General features: G+C 68.5%; 19 protein-coding genes and 1 riboswitch. Of the genes, 4 read left to right on the top strand and 15 right to left on the bottom strand.

The genetic code is table 11. The features are described from left to right. Positions 1–13: 13 nt before the first annotated feature. From WS95_RS12800 to WS95_RS34795, 6 genes are all read right to left on the bottom strand, one after another. The gene (locus tag WS95_RS12800) at positions 14–1,294 is read right to left on the bottom strand and encodes a sensor domain-containing phosphodiesterase (RefSeq protein WP_059824598.1); all 1,281 of its coding nucleotides are present in this window, start codon (positions 1,292–1,294) and stop codon (positions 14–16) included. 504 nt (positions 1,295–1,798) lie between these two features. Next, positions 1,799–2,725, bottom strand: a complete 927-nt coding sequence (locus WS95_RS12795) for a DMT family transporter (protein WP_059824142.1) — start codon at positions 2,723–2,725, stop codon at positions 1,799–1,801. A 149-nt stretch (positions 2,726–2,874) separates the two neighbouring features. Continuing rightward, positions 2,875–3,114 carry a hypothetical protein gene (locus tag WS95_RS12790; RefSeq protein WP_059824141.1) on the bottom strand — a complete coding sequence of 80 codons (240 nt, stop codon included), beginning with the start codon at positions 3,112–3,114 and terminating at the stop codon, positions 2,875–2,877. A gap of 214 nt (positions 3,115–3,328) precedes the next feature. Further along, the gene (locus tag WS95_RS12785; RefSeq protein WP_011545020.1) at positions 3,329–3,541 is read right to left on the bottom strand and encodes a glycine zipper 2TM domain-containing protein; all 213 of its coding nucleotides are present in this window, start codon (positions 3,539–3,541) and stop codon (positions 3,329–3,331) included. Positions 3,542–3,771: 230 nt separating this feature from the next. Further along, positions 3,772–5,703 (bottom strand): phosphomethylpyrimidine synthase ThiC, encoded by a 1,932-nt coding sequence (thiC, locus tag WS95_RS12780; protein ID WP_034206861.1) that lies wholly within the window; start codon positions 5,701–5,703, stop codon positions 3,772–3,774. A gap of 124 nt (positions 5,704–5,827) precedes the next feature. Then, positions 5,828–5,944: riboswitch (TPP riboswitch) on the bottom strand. Positions 5,945–5,975: 31 nt separating this feature from the next. Further along, positions 5,976–6,158: a hypothetical protein gene (locus WS95_RS34795; RefSeq protein ID WP_156444477.1), complete on the bottom strand. Its 183-nt coding sequence runs from the start codon at positions 6,156–6,158 to the stop codon at positions 5,976–5,978. A gap of 56 nt (positions 6,159–6,214) precedes the next feature. Between WS95_RS34795 and WS95_RS12775 the strand changes: the two genes are divergently transcribed. From WS95_RS12775 to WS95_RS12765, 3 genes are all read left to right on the top strand, one after another. Beyond that, positions 6,215–6,472: a pentapeptide MXKDX repeat protein gene (locus WS95_RS12775; protein WP_034206862.1), complete on the top strand. Its 258-nt coding sequence runs from the start codon at positions 6,215–6,217 to the stop codon at positions 6,470–6,472. 76 nt (positions 6,473–6,548) lie between these two features. Next, the gene (locus WS95_RS12770; RefSeq protein ID WP_059824139.1) at positions 6,549–7,181 is read left to right on the top strand and encodes a cytochrome b/b6 domain-containing protein; all 633 of its coding nucleotides are present in this window, start codon (positions 6,549–6,551) and stop codon (positions 7,179–7,181) included. A gap of 29 nt (positions 7,182–7,210) precedes the next feature. Next, positions 7,211–7,999, top strand: a complete 789-nt coding sequence (locus WS95_RS12765; RefSeq protein ID WP_034206863.1) for a molybdopterin-dependent oxidoreductase — start codon at positions 7,211–7,213, stop codon at positions 7,997–7,999. Between the two features lie 37 nt (positions 8,000–8,036). Here WS95_RS12765 and WS95_RS12760 read toward each other — a convergent pair whose 3' ends face one another. Continuing rightward, positions 8,037–8,318: a helix-turn-helix domain-containing protein gene (locus WS95_RS12760; RefSeq protein WP_034206864.1), complete on the bottom strand. Its 282-nt coding sequence runs from the start codon at positions 8,316–8,318 to the stop codon at positions 8,037–8,039. After that, positions 8,315–8,668, bottom strand: coding sequence for a type II toxin-antitoxin system RelE/ParE family toxin (locus WS95_RS12755; protein WP_059782568.1), 354 nt, complete (start codon positions 8,666–8,668; stop codon positions 8,315–8,317). The genes WS95_RS12760 and WS95_RS12755 overlap by 4 nt, the downstream gene beginning before the upstream one ends. A gap of 481 nt (positions 8,669–9,149) precedes the next feature. Between WS95_RS12755 and WS95_RS12750 the strand changes: the two genes are divergently transcribed. Further along, positions 9,150–10,331 (top strand): EamA family transporter, encoded by a 1,182-nt coding sequence (locus tag WS95_RS12750; protein ID WP_059824597.1) that lies wholly within the window; start codon positions 9,150–9,152, stop codon positions 10,329–10,331. 21 nt (positions 10,332–10,352) lie between these two features. Here WS95_RS12750 and WS95_RS12745 read toward each other — a convergent pair whose 3' ends face one another. The 7 genes from WS95_RS12745 to WS95_RS12715 form a co-directional block, all read right to left on the bottom strand. Continuing rightward, entirely contained in the window at positions 10,353–11,552 is a 1,200-nt protein-coding gene (locus WS95_RS12745; protein WP_059824138.1) for an MFS transporter, read from the bottom strand. Between the two features lie 259 nt (positions 11,553–11,811). Beyond that, positions 11,812–12,636 (bottom strand): phosphodiesterase, encoded by an 825-nt coding sequence (locus WS95_RS12740; protein ID WP_059824136.1) that lies wholly within the window; start codon positions 12,634–12,636, stop codon positions 11,812–11,814. A gap of 84 nt (positions 12,637–12,720) precedes the next feature. Further along, positions 12,721–13,752, bottom strand: a complete 1,032-nt coding sequence (locus WS95_RS12735) for an ABC transporter ATP-binding protein (protein ID WP_059824135.1) — start codon at positions 13,750–13,752, stop codon at positions 12,721–12,723. A 12-nt stretch (positions 13,753–13,764) separates the two neighbouring features. Further along, a complete protein-coding gene (locus WS95_RS12730) occupies positions 13,765–14,667 on the bottom strand; it encodes an ABC transporter permease (RefSeq protein ID WP_059782574.1) in 903 nt (300 codons plus the stop codon). 10 nt (positions 14,668–14,677) lie between these two features. Continuing rightward, positions 14,678–15,502 (bottom strand): ABC transporter permease, encoded by an 825-nt coding sequence (locus tag WS95_RS12725; protein WP_059824133.1) that lies wholly within the window; start codon positions 15,500–15,502, stop codon positions 14,678–14,680. Positions 15,503–15,519: 17 nt separating this feature from the next. Then, the gene (locus WS95_RS12720) at positions 15,520–16,548 is read right to left on the bottom strand and encodes an ABC transporter substrate-binding protein (RefSeq protein WP_034206871.1); all 1,029 of its coding nucleotides are present in this window, start codon (positions 16,546–16,548) and stop codon (positions 15,520–15,522) included. A gap of 71 nt (positions 16,549–16,619) precedes the next feature. Beyond that, positions 16,620–17,645, bottom strand: coding sequence for a LacI family DNA-binding transcriptional regulator (locus WS95_RS12715; protein ID WP_034206872.1), 1,026 nt, complete (start codon positions 17,643–17,645; stop codon positions 16,620–16,622). Between the last annotated feature and the right edge of the window lie 244 nt (positions 17,646–17,889).

The following is a 17,889-nucleotide window of genomic DNA, read 5'->3' as shown; positions in this document are numbered from 1 at the left end:
CCGCGCGCGGCGGCTACCGCATCACGGTTCCCGCGCTGTCGAGCACGAAGTCGACGCAGAACACGACGAGCCGGCTCTGCGCGCGGATCGCGACGGCGGCCGTATAGCAGTCGCGGCCTTCCGTCAGCGAGAAATGCGGGCCCATCAGCGCGACGCGCCCGGGGGCGGCGATCGCACGCTGGAAATACGGGCGCCGCGACCAGTTGCTGTGGGTTTCCGGGAAGAGCGGCGCGAGGCGGGTCACGCTCGCCTGGCTGTCGTCGGGCGGCGCACCGATCGACGGCAGGAACTGTTCGCCGGTCTCGTCCGTGACGAACACGCGTCGCGCGGCCGGTACCGCGAACACGCGTTGCGCGGCGTCCTGCAGGTTGCCGCTTGCCGAAAACGCGGCCGCGCCGGTGAGCACGAGCCGTTCGATCGCGTCGAAGCCCGGCTGCTGGGCGGCCACCGGCGTGTGCCGGCGGGCGATGAAGCGCCGCCACGCGGCATCGAGCATCGCGGGCGCCGCCGCGCTCGCGTGCGCGATCGATGCATCGGGCTGGCCGAACTGAAAACCCTGCACGAAATCGATGTCGGCTTCCATCAGCGCCTGCAGTGCGTCGTCGCTTTCGACGCCTTCGGCCAGCACCATCGCGCCGGCCTGGTGCAGCATCGACACGAGGTGATGCATGATGCGGCGATCGTCGGCCGAGGCGGTCGAACGCTCGACGAGCGAGCGGTCGAGCTTCACGATGTCGGGCCGCGCTCGCCACACGCGGTCGAAGTTCGAGAACCCCGTGCCGAAATCGTCGATCGCGATCAGGAAATCGCGATGCTGGATCATGTCGATCGTGCGGGCAAGCGCGGCTTCGTCGCGTGCCGGCTGCTCGACCACTTCCAGCACGATGCGGTTCGGCGGCAGCGCGAAATGCCGGCACAGCGCCTCGACGAACTCGCGCTGCACGAGGCCCGTGTCGAGCACGCGCGGCGTCACGTTCAGGAACAGCCAGCCGTCGCCGATTCCCTGCGTGACGAAGTTGGCCGTGTGCAGGCAGCGCGCGAGCCGGTCGAGCAGCAGCGCGTCGGCGTCGCCGCGCGTCTTGTCGAACAGGGCGGTGGGCGACACCAGCGCGCCGTTCCCGTCGACGACGCGCAGCAGCGCCTCGTAGCCGACGACGCGCTTGTGCGTGATCGACAGCACGGGCTGGAACACGCTGCGCAATGTCGTGGCGCGGTAGGTGGCGAGCCAGCCGTGGGGCGTCGGCGTGAGGCGTTCGAGCAGGGCGTCGAGCGACAGGTCGCGGGTGGACTTCATGTCGACGGTGCCCGGGAGCGGGCGGCGGCGCACCGCCACGCCGATGCAGCCGCATGCGCAGGCGGACGCGGAAGAACGGGGGGCATCGAGACCGCCTTCTGCGGATGAGTGTTCCGAGTGTAACGGGATTGCCGCGGCGCGCGTATCAGGGTAACTCCAGACGCAAACGGTACACCGCGATTCCGGCCCGCGCGCTGCGGCGCGGCGACCGGCCTCGCGTGCATGCGTACGGTGCATGACCGTCGCGAAACGAAGCGCGCCGCGGCGGCGGACGACGATCCCGCGTCCCGCCACCGGGCGGCGGCATGGCCGTGCGTCGCTGCCGTCCGATGCGCAGGCCGATGCGGGAAATCCCGGCGGCCGGAGCCGCCGCCGTCAGACGAATGAGCCAGATGCGTGCGCGCCGCGGCGCGATCGGCGGCGCGTCCGCATACCCGCGTCGCGTCGCGTCGCCATCGGCATTGCCGGCGGACGGCGGTCTCCGCGCGCCGGCCGCGCCGATCGTCAGGCCACTTCGCCGTCGCGCGGTCGGACGCCGGGAATCCGCTTGATCACGCCGGTTGCGAGCGCGGTGCCGACGAGCACGATCGCGCAGCCTTCGATCATCACGGCCGACACGTGTTCGCCGAGGAACAGCGCGCCCCACAGCAGCCCGAACACGGGGATCACGAAGGTCACGGTGATCGCGCGGGCGGGCCCGATATGCGCGATCAGGTAGAAGAAGATGAAATACGCGATGCCCGTGCACGCGACGCCGAGGGCGAGCACCGCGCCCCAGGCGTGCGCGCCGACCGGCGCGGCCGGCCACGTCGCGATCGCGAACGGCAGCAGCAGGACGGTCGAGCCGATCATGCTGCCGACTGCATTGACGAGCGGATCGACGCCGCCGAGCTTGCGTTTCGTATAGTTGGCCGCGATGCCGTACAGCAGCGTCGCGCCGAGCGCGGCCGCCGCGGCGAGCGCGGTCGCTGCGGCGCCCGTGTCGCCGTGCGCGTTCGCGATCTGGTTCCACACGAGCGTGAGCACGCCGGCAAACCCGATGACGAGGCCGAGCGCGCGCGGCAGCGACAGCTTGTCCTTCAGCCACAGGTAAGCGACGAGTGCGCCCCACAGCGGCGTCGTCGCGTTGATCACCGACGTCACGCCGGCCGACAGCGTCAGCTCGGCGAACGCGAACAGGCAGAACGGGATGCCCGAATTCAGCGCGCCGACGACGAACAGCGGCCACGCATGACGGCGCAGCCGGGCGCCGAGATCGGCGGGTGTGAAGCGCGTCAGCGCGAAGCCCGCGAGAAACAGCGCGCCGATGCCCACGCGCAGCGCCATCAACGGCGCGACGCCGAAATCGACTACGCCGATCCGGATGAACAGGAAGGAGGCGCCCCACAGGGCGGCGAGCACGGTCAGCAGGAAAGCGTTCTTGGGCGACATCGATCGGCGAGGGCGGGGACGGGATGCGACGAATCTTACACCGCGTTACCGCACCGTCGTTTCACGATCGGATGAAACGACAAGAAACGGGAATTGCGCCGCTTGGCGTCGACGGCGGACGGCCGGCCACACGCCGACGGCGCGATCGATCAGTGATGACGCCAGCCGCCGCGTCCGCCGAAGCCGAAATTGAGCGACAGCGCGGGGCCCCAATAACTGCCCCACGCGGGCGCATATGCAGGGGCCGGATAGTAGTAGGCGGGGCCGGGATCGACATATACGGGCGCGGGCTGTACCGGCACCGGCGCCGCAGTGTAATAGCCGTACGGGTAATAGCAGCCGGCGAGCGTCGTGCAGGCGAGCGCTGCGGCGACGAAGGTCCTGTTCATCGTGTGTCTCCGGCGAAAGCCGGCCATCGGCAGATGCTTGAAGCTTAGGCCGAGTACCGATGACACGGTATGAGAAACGGTAACCGATCATTTCCGGGCCGCGGCCGGACCGGCTGCGATGTCGCATGCGAAAACGGCGCTTCCGCGGTGCGGAAACGCCGTTGAACCGACCGGCCGACGGCTGGGCGACGCCCAACCGGCCGATGCGACTGCTTTACTTGCCGACCTGGTTACCGATGATGCCGCCGGCCGCCGCGCCGCCCAGCGTCGACAGCGCGTTGCCGCCGATCGCCGCGCCGGCGACGCCGCCGACACCCGCACCGATTGCCGTATCGCGCTGGCGTCGCGACATCGAATCGCAGGCCGACAGGCTGGCCACCGTCGCGACGAGCAGAGCGCATACCCCAAAACGCCGAATCGAGTTCATGATCGTTGTCCTTGTGGTAGTGAACGGAAGGCGCACGACCGGCTGGCGGCCGCGCATGTCCCCAATCTACGCGCCGTTCCGCGACGCTGCTGTAAGGACTTGTTAAGGCTCGCGCGGTTTCGTAATCAATTGTTTCGTCTGGGCCGGCAGGCACGCGACATGCGCAAAAAAGCCCGCTCGAAAGCGGGCTGCGTGCATCGCGATGCGAGCCGGTGCGGCTCGCGGCGCGCTTACTGACGGTGGTAGATCTCGGCGCCGGTCTTCACGAACTCGACCGCCTTGACCTCCATCCCTTTCTTCAGCGCCTCGGTTTCCGACACGCCCTGCTGGGCCGCGAATTCGCGCACGTCCTGCGTGATCTTCATCGAGCAGAAATGCGGGCCGCACATCGAGCAGAAGTGCGCGACCTTGGCCGAATCCTTCGGCAGCGTCTCGTCGTGGAATTCGCGCGCCTTGTCCGGGTCGAGACCGATGTTGAACTGGTCTTCCCAGCGGAACTCGAAACGCGCTTTCGACAGCGCGTTGTCGCGCACCTGCGCGCCCGGGTGACCCTTGGCGAGGTCGGCGGCGTGCGCGGCGAGCTTGTACGTGATGATGCCTTCCTTCACGTCGTCCTTGTTCGGCAGGCCCAGGTGCTCCTTCGGCGTCACGTAGCACAGCATCGCGGTGCCGAACCAGCCGATCATCGCGGCGCCGATGCCCGACGTGATGTGGTCGTAACCCGGTGCGATGTCGGTGGTCAGCGGCCCGAGCGTGTAGAACGGCGCTTCCTTGCACCAGTCGAGCTGCAGATCCATGTTCTCCTTGATCAACTGCATCGGCACGTGGCCGGGGCCTTCGATCATCACCTGCACGTCGTGCTTCCACGCGATCTGCGTGAGCTCGCCGAGCGTCTTCAGCTCGCCGAGCTGCGCTTCGTCGTTCGCGTCGTAGATCGAGCCGGGGCGCAGGCCGTCGCCGAGCGAGAAGCTCACGTCGTACGCCTTCATGATCTCGCAGATCTCTTCGAAGTGTTCGTACAGGAAGCTTTCCTTGTGATGCGCGAGGCACCACTTCGCCATGATCGAGCCGCCGCGCGACACGATGCCCGTCATCCGGTTCGCGGTGAGCGGCACGTACTGCAGGCGCACGCCCGCGTGGATCGTGAAGTAGTCGACGCCTTGCTCGGCCTGCTCGATCAGCGTGTCGCGGAAGATTTCCCAGGTCAGGTCCTCGGCCTTGCCGTTGACCTTCTCCAGCGCCTGGTAGATCGGCACCGTGCCGATCGGCACCGGGCTGTTGCGGATGATCCACTCGCGCGTTTCGTGGATGTGCTTGCCGGTCGACAGGTCCATCACCGTGTCGCCGCCCCAGCGGATCGCCCACGTCATCTTGTCGACTTCCTCGCCGATCGACGACGTGACGGCCGAGTTGCCGATGTTCGCGTTGATCTTCACGAGGAAGTTGCGGCCGATGATCATCGGCTCGGATTCCGGGTGGTTGATGTTCGCGGGAATGATCGCGCGGCCGCGTGCGACTTCGTCGCGCACGAACTCGGGCGTGATCTCGGCGAGCGCGTTCGCGCCGAAGGCCGCGGCGCCGAATGCCTGGCCCGGGTGCTGGCGGCCCATCATCGCGGCGAGCTTCGCGCCGTTCGGGCCGCTCGACTTCAGGCTCTCGATGTACTCGGCGCGGCGCTGATTCTCGCGGATCGCGATGTATTCCATTTCCGGCGTGATGATGCCCTGACGCGCGTAGTGCATCTGCGTGACGTTCTTGCCGGCCTGCGCGCGGCGCGGGTTGCGGTGCAGGCCCGGAAAGCGCAGGTCGGCGGTGGCCGGATCGGCCGCGCGTTCGAGGCCGTATTGGCTCGACAGGCCGGGGAGCACCTCGGTGTCGCCGCGCGCTTCGATCCAGCGCTGGCGCAGCGCGGGCAGGCCCGCGCGGATGTCGATCTTCGCGTCCGGATCGGTGTACGGGCCCGACGTGTCGTACACGTAGATCGGCGGATTCTTTTCGCCGCCGAAGCCGGTCGGGGTGTCGGCCTGCGTGATTTCACGCATCGGCACGCGGATGTCGGGCTGCGAGCCGGTTACATACACCTTTCGCGAGTTGGGCAGCGGCGCGACGGCAGCGGCGTCGACGTGGGCGTCGGCGGACAGAAACTTCGGATTGGCGTTCATGCAATCTCCTGTGCGGGCGCCGGACAGGCGCTTCGGCGCTTGCCCGGAGCCCTTGACGAATGTGGGGCTCGAGCTAAGCAGGAGACGAGGCTTGGTGAGGCGGCGGATTTCGTCAGAAGGATGGCGGCGAAATCCGTACGCTTCCCTGCGCTGGCATTATCCAGATCAGGTTCAAAGGGTATTTCTCACCCGCAATGCCGGTCGTTCGACCGAACGCATTGCAGGACCCCCGCGTTAGCAAGGGCACACGATACACCGGCTTGCCGGCGGTTTCAACCGGGTGCGAAGCCGATGCCGCCGGGCGACGGGCGGATCGCGACCGCCGGCGCGCGCACGGTGCGCCGCAGCAAGCGCGGCCGTCGACGCGCGATGTCGTCCGGGACGGAAGGGGCGGGCAGTACAGCATTTCCATCCCGTGTTTCCGGCTTCAAAAAATTTTTCGACATCGCTGTCATTTCCGGCGGCGTCCTCCGTCTATTCGGCTCCCAAACCCATGTATCGGAGAGATGTCATGAAAAACGTATTCCTCGCCGCCTGTGTCGCCGCACTTGCCACGATCGCAACGGGCGCTCACGCGCAGAACGACGCAATGTCGAAGGACGGCATGTCGATGTCGAAGGACGCGATGGGCCACGACGCGATGGCGAAGGACGGCGCGATGAAGAAGGACGGCATGAAGAAGCATGCGATGAAGAAGGACGCGATGGGCCACGACGCGATGAAGAAGGACGACGCGATGAAGAAAGACGCGATGAGCCCGTCGAACTGACGAACGCGTGCGGGGCGCGACCGGCCGGTTGCCGGCGCGCACCGCGTCCCGCCGCTTCATCCCGGGAGTCATCATCATGCAAACGGTTCCTGTCACGGATCGCGCGGGCGTGCCGTCGCCCGCGCCGACGATCCATCCGCGCTGGGTGCGCGCGAGTCACTGGCTCAACGCGCTCGCGGCGATCCTCATGGTGTTGTCCGGCTGGCGCATCTACGACGCGTCGCCGATCTATCCGCCGTTCATGTTCGCGCACGGCATCACGCTCGGCGGCTGGCTCGGCGGCGCGCTGCAATGGCATTTCGCGGCGATGTGGCTGCTGGTCGGCAACGGGCTGTTCTACCTCGCGATGTCGATCGCGACGGGGCGCTTCGCGCGCAAGTTGCTGCCGGTCACGCCTGCATCGGTGTGGCGCGACGTACGCGCCGCGCTCGGCGGCCGGCTGTCGCACGACGACCTGAGCGTCTACAACGCGGTGCAGCGTGCCGCGTACCTGACCGCGATCGTCGATCTCGTCGTGTTGGTGCTGTCGGGCCTCACGATCTGGAAATCCGTGCAGTTTCCGCTGCTGCGCGAGCTGTTCGGCGGTTACGACGACGCGCGCATCGTGCACTTCTGGGCGATGTCGCTGCTGGTCGCATTCGTCGTCGTTCACGTTGCGATGGCGTTGCTGGTGCCGCGCTCGCTGCTCGCGATGCTGCGCGGTCACTGACCCGCGCGTCGCGGGCGAAGGAAATCATCATGTCGGAATCCGAAAAAAACCGCGGCGAGCCGCGCTGGACGCTCGATCGGCAGTCGCTCGAACTCGACGTGCGCCGCACGCTCGAGATGCCGTCGCGACGGCTCTTCAACCGGCGCGTGCTGACGCTCGGCGGCCTCGCGATGCTGACCGGGTGCACGTTGCAGGACGACGCGTCGGTCAACACGTTCCTCGAGAAAGTGTCGCGCATGAACGATCGCGTGCAGGCATGGCTGTTCAGCCCCGACCGGCTCGCGCCGACCTACACCGAAGCCGACATCACGCGGCCGTTCCCGTTCAATGCGTACTACGGGATCGACGACGTGCCGCACGTCGACGCATCGACGTATCGGCTCGTGCTGTCCGGCCGCGTGACGGGCAAGCGCGTGTGGACGCTCGACGAGCTTCGGGCGCTGCCGCACGCGGAACAGATCACGCGGCATATCTGCGTGGAAGGGTGGAGTGCGATCGGCCGCTGGGGCGGCACGCCGTTCGGCGCGTTTCTCGCACGCGCGGGTGCCGATACCGGTGCGAAATACGTCGGCTTCAAATGTGCCGACGATTACTACGAAAGCATCGACATGCCGACCGCGCTGCATCCGCAGACGCTGCTCGCGTTCGACTACGACGGCCGCCGGCTGCCGCCGGAATACGGTTTCCCGATGAAGCTGCGGATGCCGACCAAGCTCGGCTACAAAAACCCGAAGCACATCATGGAAATCTTCGTGACCGATACGTTTCCGGGCGGCTACTGGGTCGATCAAGGGTACAACTGGTTCGGCGGCTCGTGACCGGCGCATGCGCGCCGCAATGCATCGCGCATGGGCGTCATGCGGATTCCCGCACCTGAAGCTCGACGTGCAGGCCGGCCGCCGCCGCCATGTTGACGAGCGCGTCGAGTGCGAACAGGTTGATCTTGCCGCGCATCAGGTCGGACACGCGCGGCTGCGTGACGCCCAGCAGTTTCGCGGCCTGCGCCTGGCTCAGTTCAAGCTGCGCCAGGCGTTGCTTGAGCGCGATCATCAGTTCGGACCGCAGCTTCATGTTCTCGGCCTCGGCCGGCTGTTCCTCGATCGCGTCCCAGATGCTCTTGTAGCGTTCGTTGGTCATCGTTTCCACTCCGTCAACAGGGCGCGATAGCGCCGGGCGGCCAGTTCGATATCGGCCTTGCACGTGCGTGCCGATTGCTTCCGGAAGCAGTGCAGCACATAGACCGCGTCGGCAAACGTCGCGACGTAGACGATCCGGAACGCGCCGCTCGCGTCGCGCAGGCGAATCTCCCGTACGCCGACGCCGATGGTGCGCATCGGTTTCCAGTCGTCGGGCGCCAGGCCGCGCTGCACCTGATCGATCTGATGACCGGCTTCGCGTCGTACGGCAGGCGGGAAATCGCGAAGCGCGTCGAGGGCGCTGCCGATGAAAACGACCGGCTTCGGCGGGAGAATGGCAAGATTATACAAAATTTTGTATGAGCGTGAAGGTGCAGTTCGAACGGAGCGTGCGGCGCGCAGCACGCGTCGCCCCGTCACGATAAGGGCGAAACGGCGACGGCCATGCACAACTGGCCGTTCGGCCGACGGCTCGCGCGCGATGGGCCGAATGCGGCACGGGCGGCAATGTCGAGCCCCATTTTCCAGCCGCCGCTTTCCTCCGGCGTCGCGCGAAAAATGTCGCGCCGAAACATCAGTCGATATGCTTTCAGACAGGTCCGACGATGCTTTCGAATCCTTGATGCCATAATGCCGAGCGTGTGCACCGGATACGGTTGCGCACGTTTTTTTTGCCTTTTGCCGCCGCTCGCCGGTTCTCTTTCGTCGCCGTTCGCACTGCCATGTCGTTCCGCACGTTCGCTCTGCCTTCCCGGTCCCGCGTGGATCGTTTGCCGGCATCGCCGGCGTCTTTCAGCGGGGCACGCGGCGTGACGTGCGGGCGGGCCGCACGATGACGCCGCTCGACCGCCTCCTCGATTTCCTCGCCCGCCTTTCGTTCCGGATCCGCCTGCCGCAAAGCCGCGGCGGCCGTGTGGCGCTCGCGCTCGTCTTCATCTATTTCGTCTGGGGCTCGACCTACAGCGGGTTGCATTTCGCGCTGCAGTCGTTCCCGCCGCTGTTGCTGTCGGGGCTGCGCAACCTGCTCGGCGGGGTCGGCCTGTTCATCTTCGCGCTGCGGCGCAAGCCCGAATGGCCGACGCTGCTGGAAATCCGCAACGCGGCGATCGTCGGCACGATGCTCGTCGCGTTGTCGTCCGGCACGATCGCGCTCGGCATGCGCACGGTCAGCAGCGGTTCGGCCGCGGTGATGGTGGCCACGGTGCCGTTGTTCGCGACCGTGATCGCGGCGGTCGCCGGGCGGCCGGTGACGAAGGGCGAATGGGCGGCCGTCGCGCTGGGGATGGTCGGCATCGTCGTGCTGAATTCGGGCGGCGCGGCCGCCGCGAACTCGGCGCTCGGCACGATCTGCGTGCTGGCCGGCGCATTGTTCTGGGCAGGCGGCGCGCATCTCGCGACGCGGCTCAAGCTGCCGTCCGACCTGTTTCTGTCGACGTCGCTGCAGATCGGCCTCGGTGGGCTGATGTCGACGATCGTCGCGTGGCTGCTCGGCGAACGCGTCGAACAGCTGGCCGTCGGGTCCGTGTTCGCGTTCGTGTACCTGATGGTGTTCTGCACGATGGCCGCGTACGTCGCGTACGGCTATCTGATTCGCCACACGAGCCCGATCATCGCGAGCAGTTGCATGTACGTGAATCCGATCGTCGCGGTCGCGCTCGGTGCGTTGCTGCTGGGCGAACCGGTGACGATGGCGACCGTGGTCGCGACCGTCGCGATCCTCGGCAGCGTCGGGTTGTCGTTCGTGTTCGATCCGGCGCGCCGGCCCGCGGCGGCGGCCACGGCCACCGGTTCGCCGGCCGTCGCGGCCGAGCAGGCCGGTGCGGCGGATGCTTCCGCCGTCGCCGAGCCGATCGCCACGCCGGATGCGGCGCCCATCCTCGCGCCTTCCGCTGTCCCGCTCGCGGTGCCGGCGCCCGCGGCGGTGATGGATCCCGGCGCGGTGATCGACCCGGCCCCGGCGTTCGCGCCGCCACCCACCGCCGCCGAGCCGGCCGCCTCGCGCACCGACGCGTGACGCCGCGGTGGCCGGCCGCGCTCAGCCGCGCCGGCCGCCGCGATGGTGGGACCAGCCGGCGAGCGCGGTAAACAGCAGGCCGGCCGCGCACATGCCGGTCCAGCCGAACGCGCGCCATGCGGCGACGCCGGCCGACGAGCCGAGCGCGCCGCCGATGAAATAGCACACCATGTACACCGTGTTGACGCGGCTGCGCGCGTCGGGCTTCAACGCATAGATGCGCGACTGGTTCGAGATCTGCGCGGCCTGTACGCCCACGTCGAGCACGACCACGCCGATCACGAGCCCGACGAGGCTCGACCCCGACAGCGCGAAGATCACGAACGACAGCGCGAGCAGCGCGATCGCGAGCGAGATGATCGCCCGCGGGCCGCGCGTGTCCGCGAAGCGGCCCGCATACGGCGCGGCGAGGGCGCCCGCGGCGCCGACGATCCCGAACAGGCCGGCCGCCTGCGGGCCGAGATGGAACGGCGCGCCGGCGAGCAGCAGCGTGAGCACCGGCCAGAACGCGCTGAACGCCGCGAACAGCGCGGCGCCCGTCAGCGACGCCTCGCGCAGCCCGCGCAGTTCGACGGCCAGGTGCCACATCGAGCCGAGCAGCTTGCCGTACGACAGCGTCGACGTCGGCGAGCTGCGCGGCAGCCGCAACACGATCACGACGGCGAGTGCGACGAGCGCCGCGACCGATGCGGCGAACACCGCGCGCCAGCCGAAATACTCGGCGACGAAGCCGGCGGCGGTCCGCGCGAGCAGGATGCCGAGCAGCAGGCCGCTCATCACGGTGCCGACCGCGTGGCCGCGTTCGGCCGGCGGCGCGATTTCGGCGGCGAACGGCACGGCCTGCTGCGCGATGGTCGCGAGGATGCCGATCGCGAGGCTCGCGGCCGCGAGCACGGCCAGCGACGGCGCGGTGGCCGCCACGATCAGCGCGATCGACAGCCCCGCGATCTGCAGCAGGATCAGCCCGCGGCGATCGAAGCGGTCGCCGAGCGGCGCGAGCAGAAACATGCCGGCCGCATAACCGAGCTGCGTCGCGGTCGGCACCGCGCCGATCCACGATGCGCCGTCCGGAAAGGCCGAGCGGAAGCTGTCGAGCAGCGGCTGGTTGTAGTAGATGTTCGCGACCGACACGCCCGCGATCGTCGCGAGCAGCAACAGCAGGCTGCGCGAGTAGTAGGGTGAGGCGGCGTCGGTCGGACGGTCGGTGGAGGCGGTGGACATGGCGGCAGGCACGGAGTGGGGCGGCGCGGCGGGCGGCGCACGCGTCGGGTGCGCAGGCGGGCCGGGCGCCGGTCGAGGTTGCCGATCATACCGGAGCGGCGTGAATCCTGCCGGCGGCGAACCGGCGAACCGGCGAACCGGCGAACCGGCGAACCGGCGAACCGGCGAACCGGCGAACCGGCGAACCGGCAAATCGGCGAAACGGCGAAACGGCGAAACGGCACCGGCCGCCGCCCGTCACGGCACGCGCTTCACGTCGTCAGTCGACCAGCTCGCCGGTCGGCTCATAGAACGGATACGGCCCCGCTCCTTCGTCCACGTAGACGTGATGCGACGTCATCCCCATCTCGGGCGCATGACGATGGACCGCGAACGCCGGCGGTTCGAGCCGGAATGCGGACGGCGCATCGGCTCGCAGGTCGAAGGCGACCTGGTGCGCGGGCGACGGCACCGCGCACGCGAGCGTGCCGCCGAAGCGCGTGAACATCGTGCGGTGCACGTGGCCGCACAGCACGCGCTCGACGTTCGGATGACCGCGCAGCAGCGCATCGAGTTTCGCGGCGGCGGCGGGCGCGAGACGCAGCCTGTCCATGTGGCCGATGCCCGACGCGAACGGCGGGTGATGCAGCGCGACGATCACCGGCCGGTCGCGCGCGGCGTCGAGCTGCGCGGCGAGCCACGCGAGGCGCGCGTCGCACAGGTCGCCGTGGCTCGCGCCCGGCACTTGCGAATCGAGCGCGAGCACGCGCACCGCGCCGACGTCGAGCGCGTACTGCACGAATTCGCCGTCCTGCAGCTCGGCGCGATCGGCGAACGCGCGGCGCAATCCGGCGCGGTCGTCGTGATTGCCGATCATCAGGTAGTACGGAATCTCGAGCGCCGCGAGCAGCCCGCGCAGATTGCCGTACTCCTCGTCGTGGCCGAAGTCGGTCAGGTCGCCGGTGACGAGCACGGCGTCGGGGCGCGGCACGAGCGCGTTCAGCTTCGCGATGCAGCGGGCGAGCGCGGCCGCCGTATCGACGCGCCGGTACGCGAGCTGGCCCGGGCGCTTGATGTGGAGATCGCTGATTTGAGCAAGCAGCATCGTCGTTCCTCGGAATTGTCTGGTTGTCGTCCCGGCGGCGTGCGCCGCCGTGGGGTGTTGCGTGAATGATGCCCGATCGAAGGCTTACGCGCCGAGCGCGATCAGGCCTTCCGGCGCGATCGTGAGGCCGACCGCCGTACCGCGTGCGAGCGCGATGCGGCCCGGTACGTCGATCACGAGCGCGTCGGGCGCCGCATGCTCGATCGTGAGCCGCGTGCGCTCGCCGAGGAACGCGCACGCGCCCACCGCGCCGCGCAGCGGCGCATGCGCGGGATCGACGAGCTGCGCATCCTCGGGGCGGAAGAACCATTCGTCGGCCGCATGCGGCGTGACGATCGTACCGCCCGTCGTTGCGAGCGCGCCGTCGCGCCACTGGCCCGCCAGCCGGTTCAGCGTGCCGATGAACTGCGCGACCGTTCGGTTCGCGGGGTGGTAGTAGATCTCGCGCGGCGTGCCGATCTGCTCGATGCGGCCCGCGCCCATCACGACGATCCGGTCGCCGAGCTCCATCGCCTCGGCCTGGTCGTGCGTCACGTAGACGGTCGTCACGCCGAGCGCGCGCAGCAGCGTGTTCATGTCGCGGCGCAGCACGTCGCGCAGCTTCGCGTCGAGCGCGGTCAGCGGTTCGTCGAGCAGCAGCACGCGTGGGCGCACCGCGAGAGCGCGCGCCAGCGCGACGCGCTGACGCTGGCCGCCCGACAGTTGATCGACCGGTTTGTCCGCATGTGCGTCGAGCCGCATCATCGCGAGCAGTTCGTCGACGCGTTCGCGCAACGTGCGCGGTTCGGTCTTGCGGATCTTCAGCCCGTAGCCGACGTTGCCGCGCACCGTCAGGTTCGGAAACAGCGCGTAGTTCTGGAACACCATGCCGACCTGCCGGCGCTCGATCGGCAGCAAGGTGACGTCGTCGTCGCCGAATGCGATCTTGCCGCCGGCGTCCGGCGTGTCGAGGCCCGCGATCAGGCGCAGCGTGGTCGTCTTGCCGCAGCCCGACGGCCCGAGCAGCACGAGCGTTTCCCCGGCGCCGATCGACAGGTCGAGCGGTTCGAGCACGCGGGTGCCGCGGAACGTCTTCGCGCAGCCGGTCAGGGTGATGGGAGTGGAATCGAGTTTCATGTCTGCAAGAAATCAGCGCGGGCGCTTCTTCGGCGCGCGCGTACCGGACGGATCGACGCCGAGCCACTGCATCGCGACGAGCAGCGGCAGCGTCATCAGCAGGAACAGGATCGTGTATGCGCTGCCGACTTCGAGGCGCAGCGACGCATACGTATCGGCGAGCCCGACCGGCAGCGTCTTGGTGTCGGGTGTGTGCAGCATCCACGTGAGATTGAATTCGCCGATCGACAGCGTGAGCACCGCGAGCGCGCCGGCGACGATCCCGGGCCGCAGGTTCGGCAGCACGATCGTGACGAAACGCGTGACGAACGATGCGCCGAGGCTCGCCGCGCCTTCCTCGAGCGTGCGCAGGTCGGCGCCGGCCGCGACGGCCGCCACCGCGCGCACCATGAACGGCAGCGTGAACACGACGTGGCCGACGACGATGAACCACAGGCTCATCCGGAACGCGGTGAAGCCGCCGTACACGACCAGCAGCGCGAGCGCCGAAGCCAGCCCCGGCAGCGCGACCGGCAGCACGAGCGCTTCCTCGATCGCACGCGCGATACGGCTCTTGCTGCGCGCCAGCGCATAGCCGGCCGGCACGCCGACGACGAGCACGATCGCGAGCGTCGCGAACGCGACGTAGAGCGACAGCGCGACCGAGCCGTGATACTGCTGCCACACTTGTTCGAGCCAGCGCAGCGTGAGGCCGCTCGACAGGCCGCGGAAATAGTTGACGGTGAGGCCCGCGAGTACCGACATCACGACGGGCACGATCAGGAACGCGCACAGCAGCAGCGTGACGCCCCATTGCAGCGTGGCGATCGCACGCGCGCCGGCGACGCGCGGCGCATGCCGCGCGACGCGCTTGGTCTGCAAGGGGGCCGGCGCGGGGGCCGGCGACGGCGCGGAAGAACCGGAAAGCGATTGCATGCGGGAATCCTCAGGCTGCTGCGGCGGCGGTGTGGCCGGTGAAGCGGCGCGCGAGCGCGAGCACGGCCCAGGTGACGATGCCGAGCACGATCGACAGGCCGGCCGCCGTCGCGATGTTCGCGTTCAGCGTGAATTCGGTATAGATCGTCATCGGCAGCACGTTCAGATCGGTGGCGAGCGTGAACGCGGTGCCGAACGCGCCCATCGCGGTCGCGAAGCAGATCGCGCCGGCCGCGATCAGCCCCGGCGCGAGCGCGGGCAGCACGATGTCGACGAAGATGCGCCACGGCGACGCGCCGAGCGAACGCGCGGCTTCCTCGAGCGACCCGTCGAGCTTCGACGCGGCCGCGATCACGGTGACGATCACGCGCGGAATCGAGAAGTACAGGTAGCCGACGAACAGGCCCGCCACCGAATAGGCGAACACCCACTTGTCGCCGACGAGCTTCGCCGACAGCATGCCGATCAGCCCCTGGCGCCCCGCGAGCATGATCACCATGAAGCCGACGACGACGCCCGGGAACGCGAGCGGAAACGTGAGCAACGCGAGCAGCACGCGCTTGCCGGCAAATTCGCGGCGCGCGAGCAGCAGGCCGGAAACGGTCGACAGCGCGAGCGTCGCGAGCGTGACGCCCGCGGACAGCGCAACCGTCTCGCCGAGGCTCTTCATGTAACGCGCGTTGCCGAGCAGCGCCGCGTAGTGCGAGAAGAAGGCGCCGTCGGCGGACACCTGCACGAGCGCAGCCATCGGCAGCAGCCAGAACGCGGCGAATACCGCCAGCGCCGGCGCGACGAGCGCGACGCGCCAGCGCAGCGGGAAAGTCAGGTCGAGCATGACGTGGGACCGGCCGCTTACTGCATCACTTGCAGGTACTGCTGTCCGAACGCCTGCTGGCCGGCCGCCATCTTGCCGAAATCGACCGACTTCGCCCGCGCGTATTCGCTCGCCGGCAGGAACTTCGCGGCGACGTCGGCGCCGAGCGCCTGCGCGCGCACCGGGCGCAGATATGCGTTGGCCCACAGCTTCTGGCCTTCGTCGGACAACACGAAGTCGAGCACCTTCTTGCCGTTCGCGTCGTGCGGCGCGCCCTTCACGAGGCTCATCACGTACGGCACCGCGATCGTGCCTTCCTTCGGGATCACGAACTCGACGTTCGCGTTGTCCTTGTATTTCGCGCGATACGCATCGAAGTCGTAGTCGAGCAGGATCGGAATCTCGCCGGACAGCACGCGTGCATACGCGGTCTGCTTCGGTACGATCGGCGCGTTCGCCTTCAGCTTGCGGAACCAGTCGAGGCCCGGTTTGAAGTTGTCGAGGCTGCCGCCGAGCGCCTGGTTGACGGCGACCGCGCCCGCGTAACCGACGAACGCGCTCGACGGATCGAGATAGCCGACCATGCCCTTGTATTCGGGCTTCAGCAGATCGGCCCACGAACGCGGCACCGGCTTGCCGTCGAGCGCGTCCTTGTTCACGAAGAAGCCGAGCGTGCCCGAGTGGATCGCGAACCAGTAGCCTTGCGGGTCCTTCAGGTTCGCGGGGATGTCGTTCCAGTGTGCGGGCTTGTACGGCGCGATCACGCCCTTGTCCTTCGCCTGGAACGCCGACGACACGCCGAGGTAGACGACGTCGGCCACCGGGCTCTTTTGTTCGGCGATCAACTGCGCGATCGACTGGCCCGAGTTCTTGTTGTCGAACGGCACGCGGATGCCGGTCTTCTGCTTGATCGCGGCGATCTGCGCGGCCCAGTCGGCCCATTCGGGCGGGCAGTTGTAGCAGATCGCCGTTTCGTCGGCGTGGGCCGCGGGGGCGCCGGCGACGAGCGCGGCGCAGGCGAGCGGCGCGGCGAGCGCGCGCAGCAGCGAGGTCAGGCGAAAGGACACGGTGAGTCTCCGGGCGAGTGGGTGTGGCGCTGGGGTGGTGTGGTATCGGTGTGCGTGGACGGGGCCTGCGGTCACGCCTTGCGCAAGTGCAGCTCGGCGGCCGGCGGCGCAATCGTCGCGCCGTCGCGTACCGCATGCGACAGGATCATCGACGTGCGGTCGATCGCCGCGCCGCCGATGGATTCGACGAGACGCTGCCAGGCGTGGCGGCCGATGTCGCGGTTCGGCGTCGCGACGCTCGCGAGCGGCGGCGCGAGCAGCTCGCCGATCGCGATCCCGTCGAAGCCGAGCACCGACAGGTCGTCGGGAATCGAGAAACCCGCGCGACGCAGGCCGCGCATCACGACCATCGCGAGCAGGTCGTTGCTGCAGAAGAGGGCGGTCGGGCGCGTGGCGTGCGTGGTGAGGTGCGCGAGCACCGCATCGGGCAGCTCGGGCGCGTTGAAGTCGACTTCGACGGGCGGCAACGGCGCCACGCCGATTTCCTCGAGTGCCTGCGCGTAACCGAGATGACGCTGGCGCGCGCGATCCGACGCCGCGAGCGAACCGGCCAGCATCAGCACGCGGCGATGACCGTGCGCGGTCAGCATCTTCACGCCGTCGTAGGCGGCGCGGCGGTTGTCGACCGACACCGACGGACGGCGCTGCGTGTCGTTGTGCATCAGCACGTAGTGCGGGCCGTCGCGGTCGAGCATGTCGAGCAGCGGGTGCGTATCCGCATCGGCGACGGTGAGGATCAACCCTTCGACGCGCTGCTCGCGCAGCGTCTCGATCGCATGACGCTCGCGCGCCGCGTCGTATTCGGTCGTCATCAGGATCAGCTTGAAGCCGGCCGCGGTCGCGAGCGCATCGATGCCTTGCAGGCAGTCGGCGAACACCGGGTTCGACAGCGTTGGCACGACGACGCCGACGAGCCGCGTGCGCTCGCCGCGCAGTTGCCGGCCGAGCGGGCTCGGGCGGAACTGCAGCGTGTCGATGGCGGTGCGGATCGTCTGCAGCGTGGCGGGGCTGACCGTATGCGGCGCGTTGATCGCACGCGAAACGGTGGCGATCGAGAAGCCCGCGAGGGCGGCGACGTCCTTGATGGTCGAGGTCATGAAGTCATGCGATGTAAACGTTTTCGGCCGGGGAATTATCGAAAACGTTTGTGACTTCGCGATGACGCATGCGACGCTTGTTTCGCGATGAGCACGATACAAACGTCAGACGGTTCAGGCCGTCCGACACGCGCGGTCGATTGTATCGGCCGAAGGTGCGGCGCGGGACGAAATCGTCGGCCGTGTCGTATCGATGTTGTATCGGTGTCGTATCGGTGTCGAATGCGCGGGAGGAAACGGTGCG

The sequence above is a fragment of the Burkholderia sp. MSMB1826 genome (assembly GCF_001526325.1).
Classification (GTDB): Bacteria; Pseudomonadota; Gammaproteobacteria; order Burkholderiales; family Burkholderiaceae; genus Burkholderia.
The sequence above is the reverse complement of the archived record's forward strand: the minus strand, read 5'-3'. Positions and strand labels throughout refer to the sequence as shown.

What these genes read in the sequence shown, in the direction of transcription:
- WS95_RS12800 (WP_059824598.1), bottom strand. Translation starts at nt 1,294, where the DNA reads ATGAAGTCCACCCGCGACCTGTCGCTCGACGCCCTGCTCGAACGCCTC.
- WS95_RS12795 (WP_059824142.1), bottom strand. Translation starts at nt 2,725, where the DNA reads ATGTCGCCCAAGAACGCTTTCCTGCTGACCGTGCTCGCCGCCCTGTGG.
- WS95_RS12790 (WP_059824141.1), bottom strand. Translation starts at nt 3,114, where the DNA reads ATGAACAGGACCTTCGTCGCCGCAGCGCTCGCCTGCACGACGCTCGCC.
- WS95_RS12785 (WP_011545020.1), bottom strand. Translation starts at nt 3,541, where the DNA reads ATGAACTCGATTCGGCGTTTTGGGGTATGCGCTCTGCTCGTCGCGACG.
- thiC (WP_034206861.1), bottom strand. Translation starts at nt 5,703, where the DNA reads ATGAACGCCAATCCGAAGTTTCTGTCCGCCGACGCCCACGTCGACGCC.
- WS95_RS34795 (WP_156444477.1), bottom strand. Translation starts at nt 6,158, where the DNA reads ATGACAGCGATGTCGAAAAATTTTTTGAAGCCGGAAACACGGGATGGA.
- WS95_RS12775 (WP_034206862.1), top strand. Translation starts at nt 6,215, where the DNA reads ATGAAAAACGTATTCCTCGCCGCCTGTGTCGCCGCACTTGCCACGATC.
- WS95_RS12770 (WP_059824139.1), top strand. Translation starts at nt 6,549, where the DNA reads ATGCAAACGGTTCCTGTCACGGATCGCGCGGGCGTGCCGTCGCCCGCG.
- WS95_RS12765 (WP_034206863.1), top strand. Translation starts at nt 7,211, where the DNA reads ATGTCGGAATCCGAAAAAAACCGCGGCGAGCCGCGCTGGACGCTCGAT.
- WS95_RS12760 (WP_034206864.1), bottom strand. Translation starts at nt 8,318, where the DNA reads ATGACCAACGAACGCTACAAGAGCATCTGGGACGCGATCGAGGAACAG.
- WS95_RS12750 (WP_059824597.1), top strand. Translation starts at nt 9,150, where the DNA reads ATGACGCCGCTCGACCGCCTCCTCGATTTCCTCGCCCGCCTTTCGTTC.
- WS95_RS12745 (WP_059824138.1), bottom strand. Translation starts at nt 11,552, where the DNA reads ATGTCCACCGCCTCCACCGACCGTCCGACCGACGCCGCCTCACCCTAC.
- WS95_RS12740 (WP_059824136.1), bottom strand. Translation starts at nt 12,636, where the DNA reads ATGCTGCTTGCTCAAATCAGCGATCTCCACATCAAGCGCCCGGGCCAG.
- WS95_RS12735 (WP_059824135.1), bottom strand. Translation starts at nt 13,752, where the DNA reads ATGAAACTCGATTCCACTCCCATCACCCTGACCGGCTGCGCGAAGACG.
- WS95_RS12730 (WP_059782574.1), bottom strand. Translation starts at nt 14,667, where the DNA reads ATGCAATCGCTTTCCGGTTCTTCCGCGCCGTCGCCGGCCCCCGCGCCG.
- WS95_RS12725 (WP_059824133.1), bottom strand. Translation starts at nt 15,502, where the DNA reads ATGCTCGACCTGACTTTCCCGCTGCGCTGGCGCGTCGCGCTCGTCGCG.
- WS95_RS12715 (WP_034206872.1), bottom strand. Translation starts at nt 17,645, where the DNA reads ATGACCTCGACCATCAAGGACGTCGCCGCCCTCGCGGGCTTCTCGATC.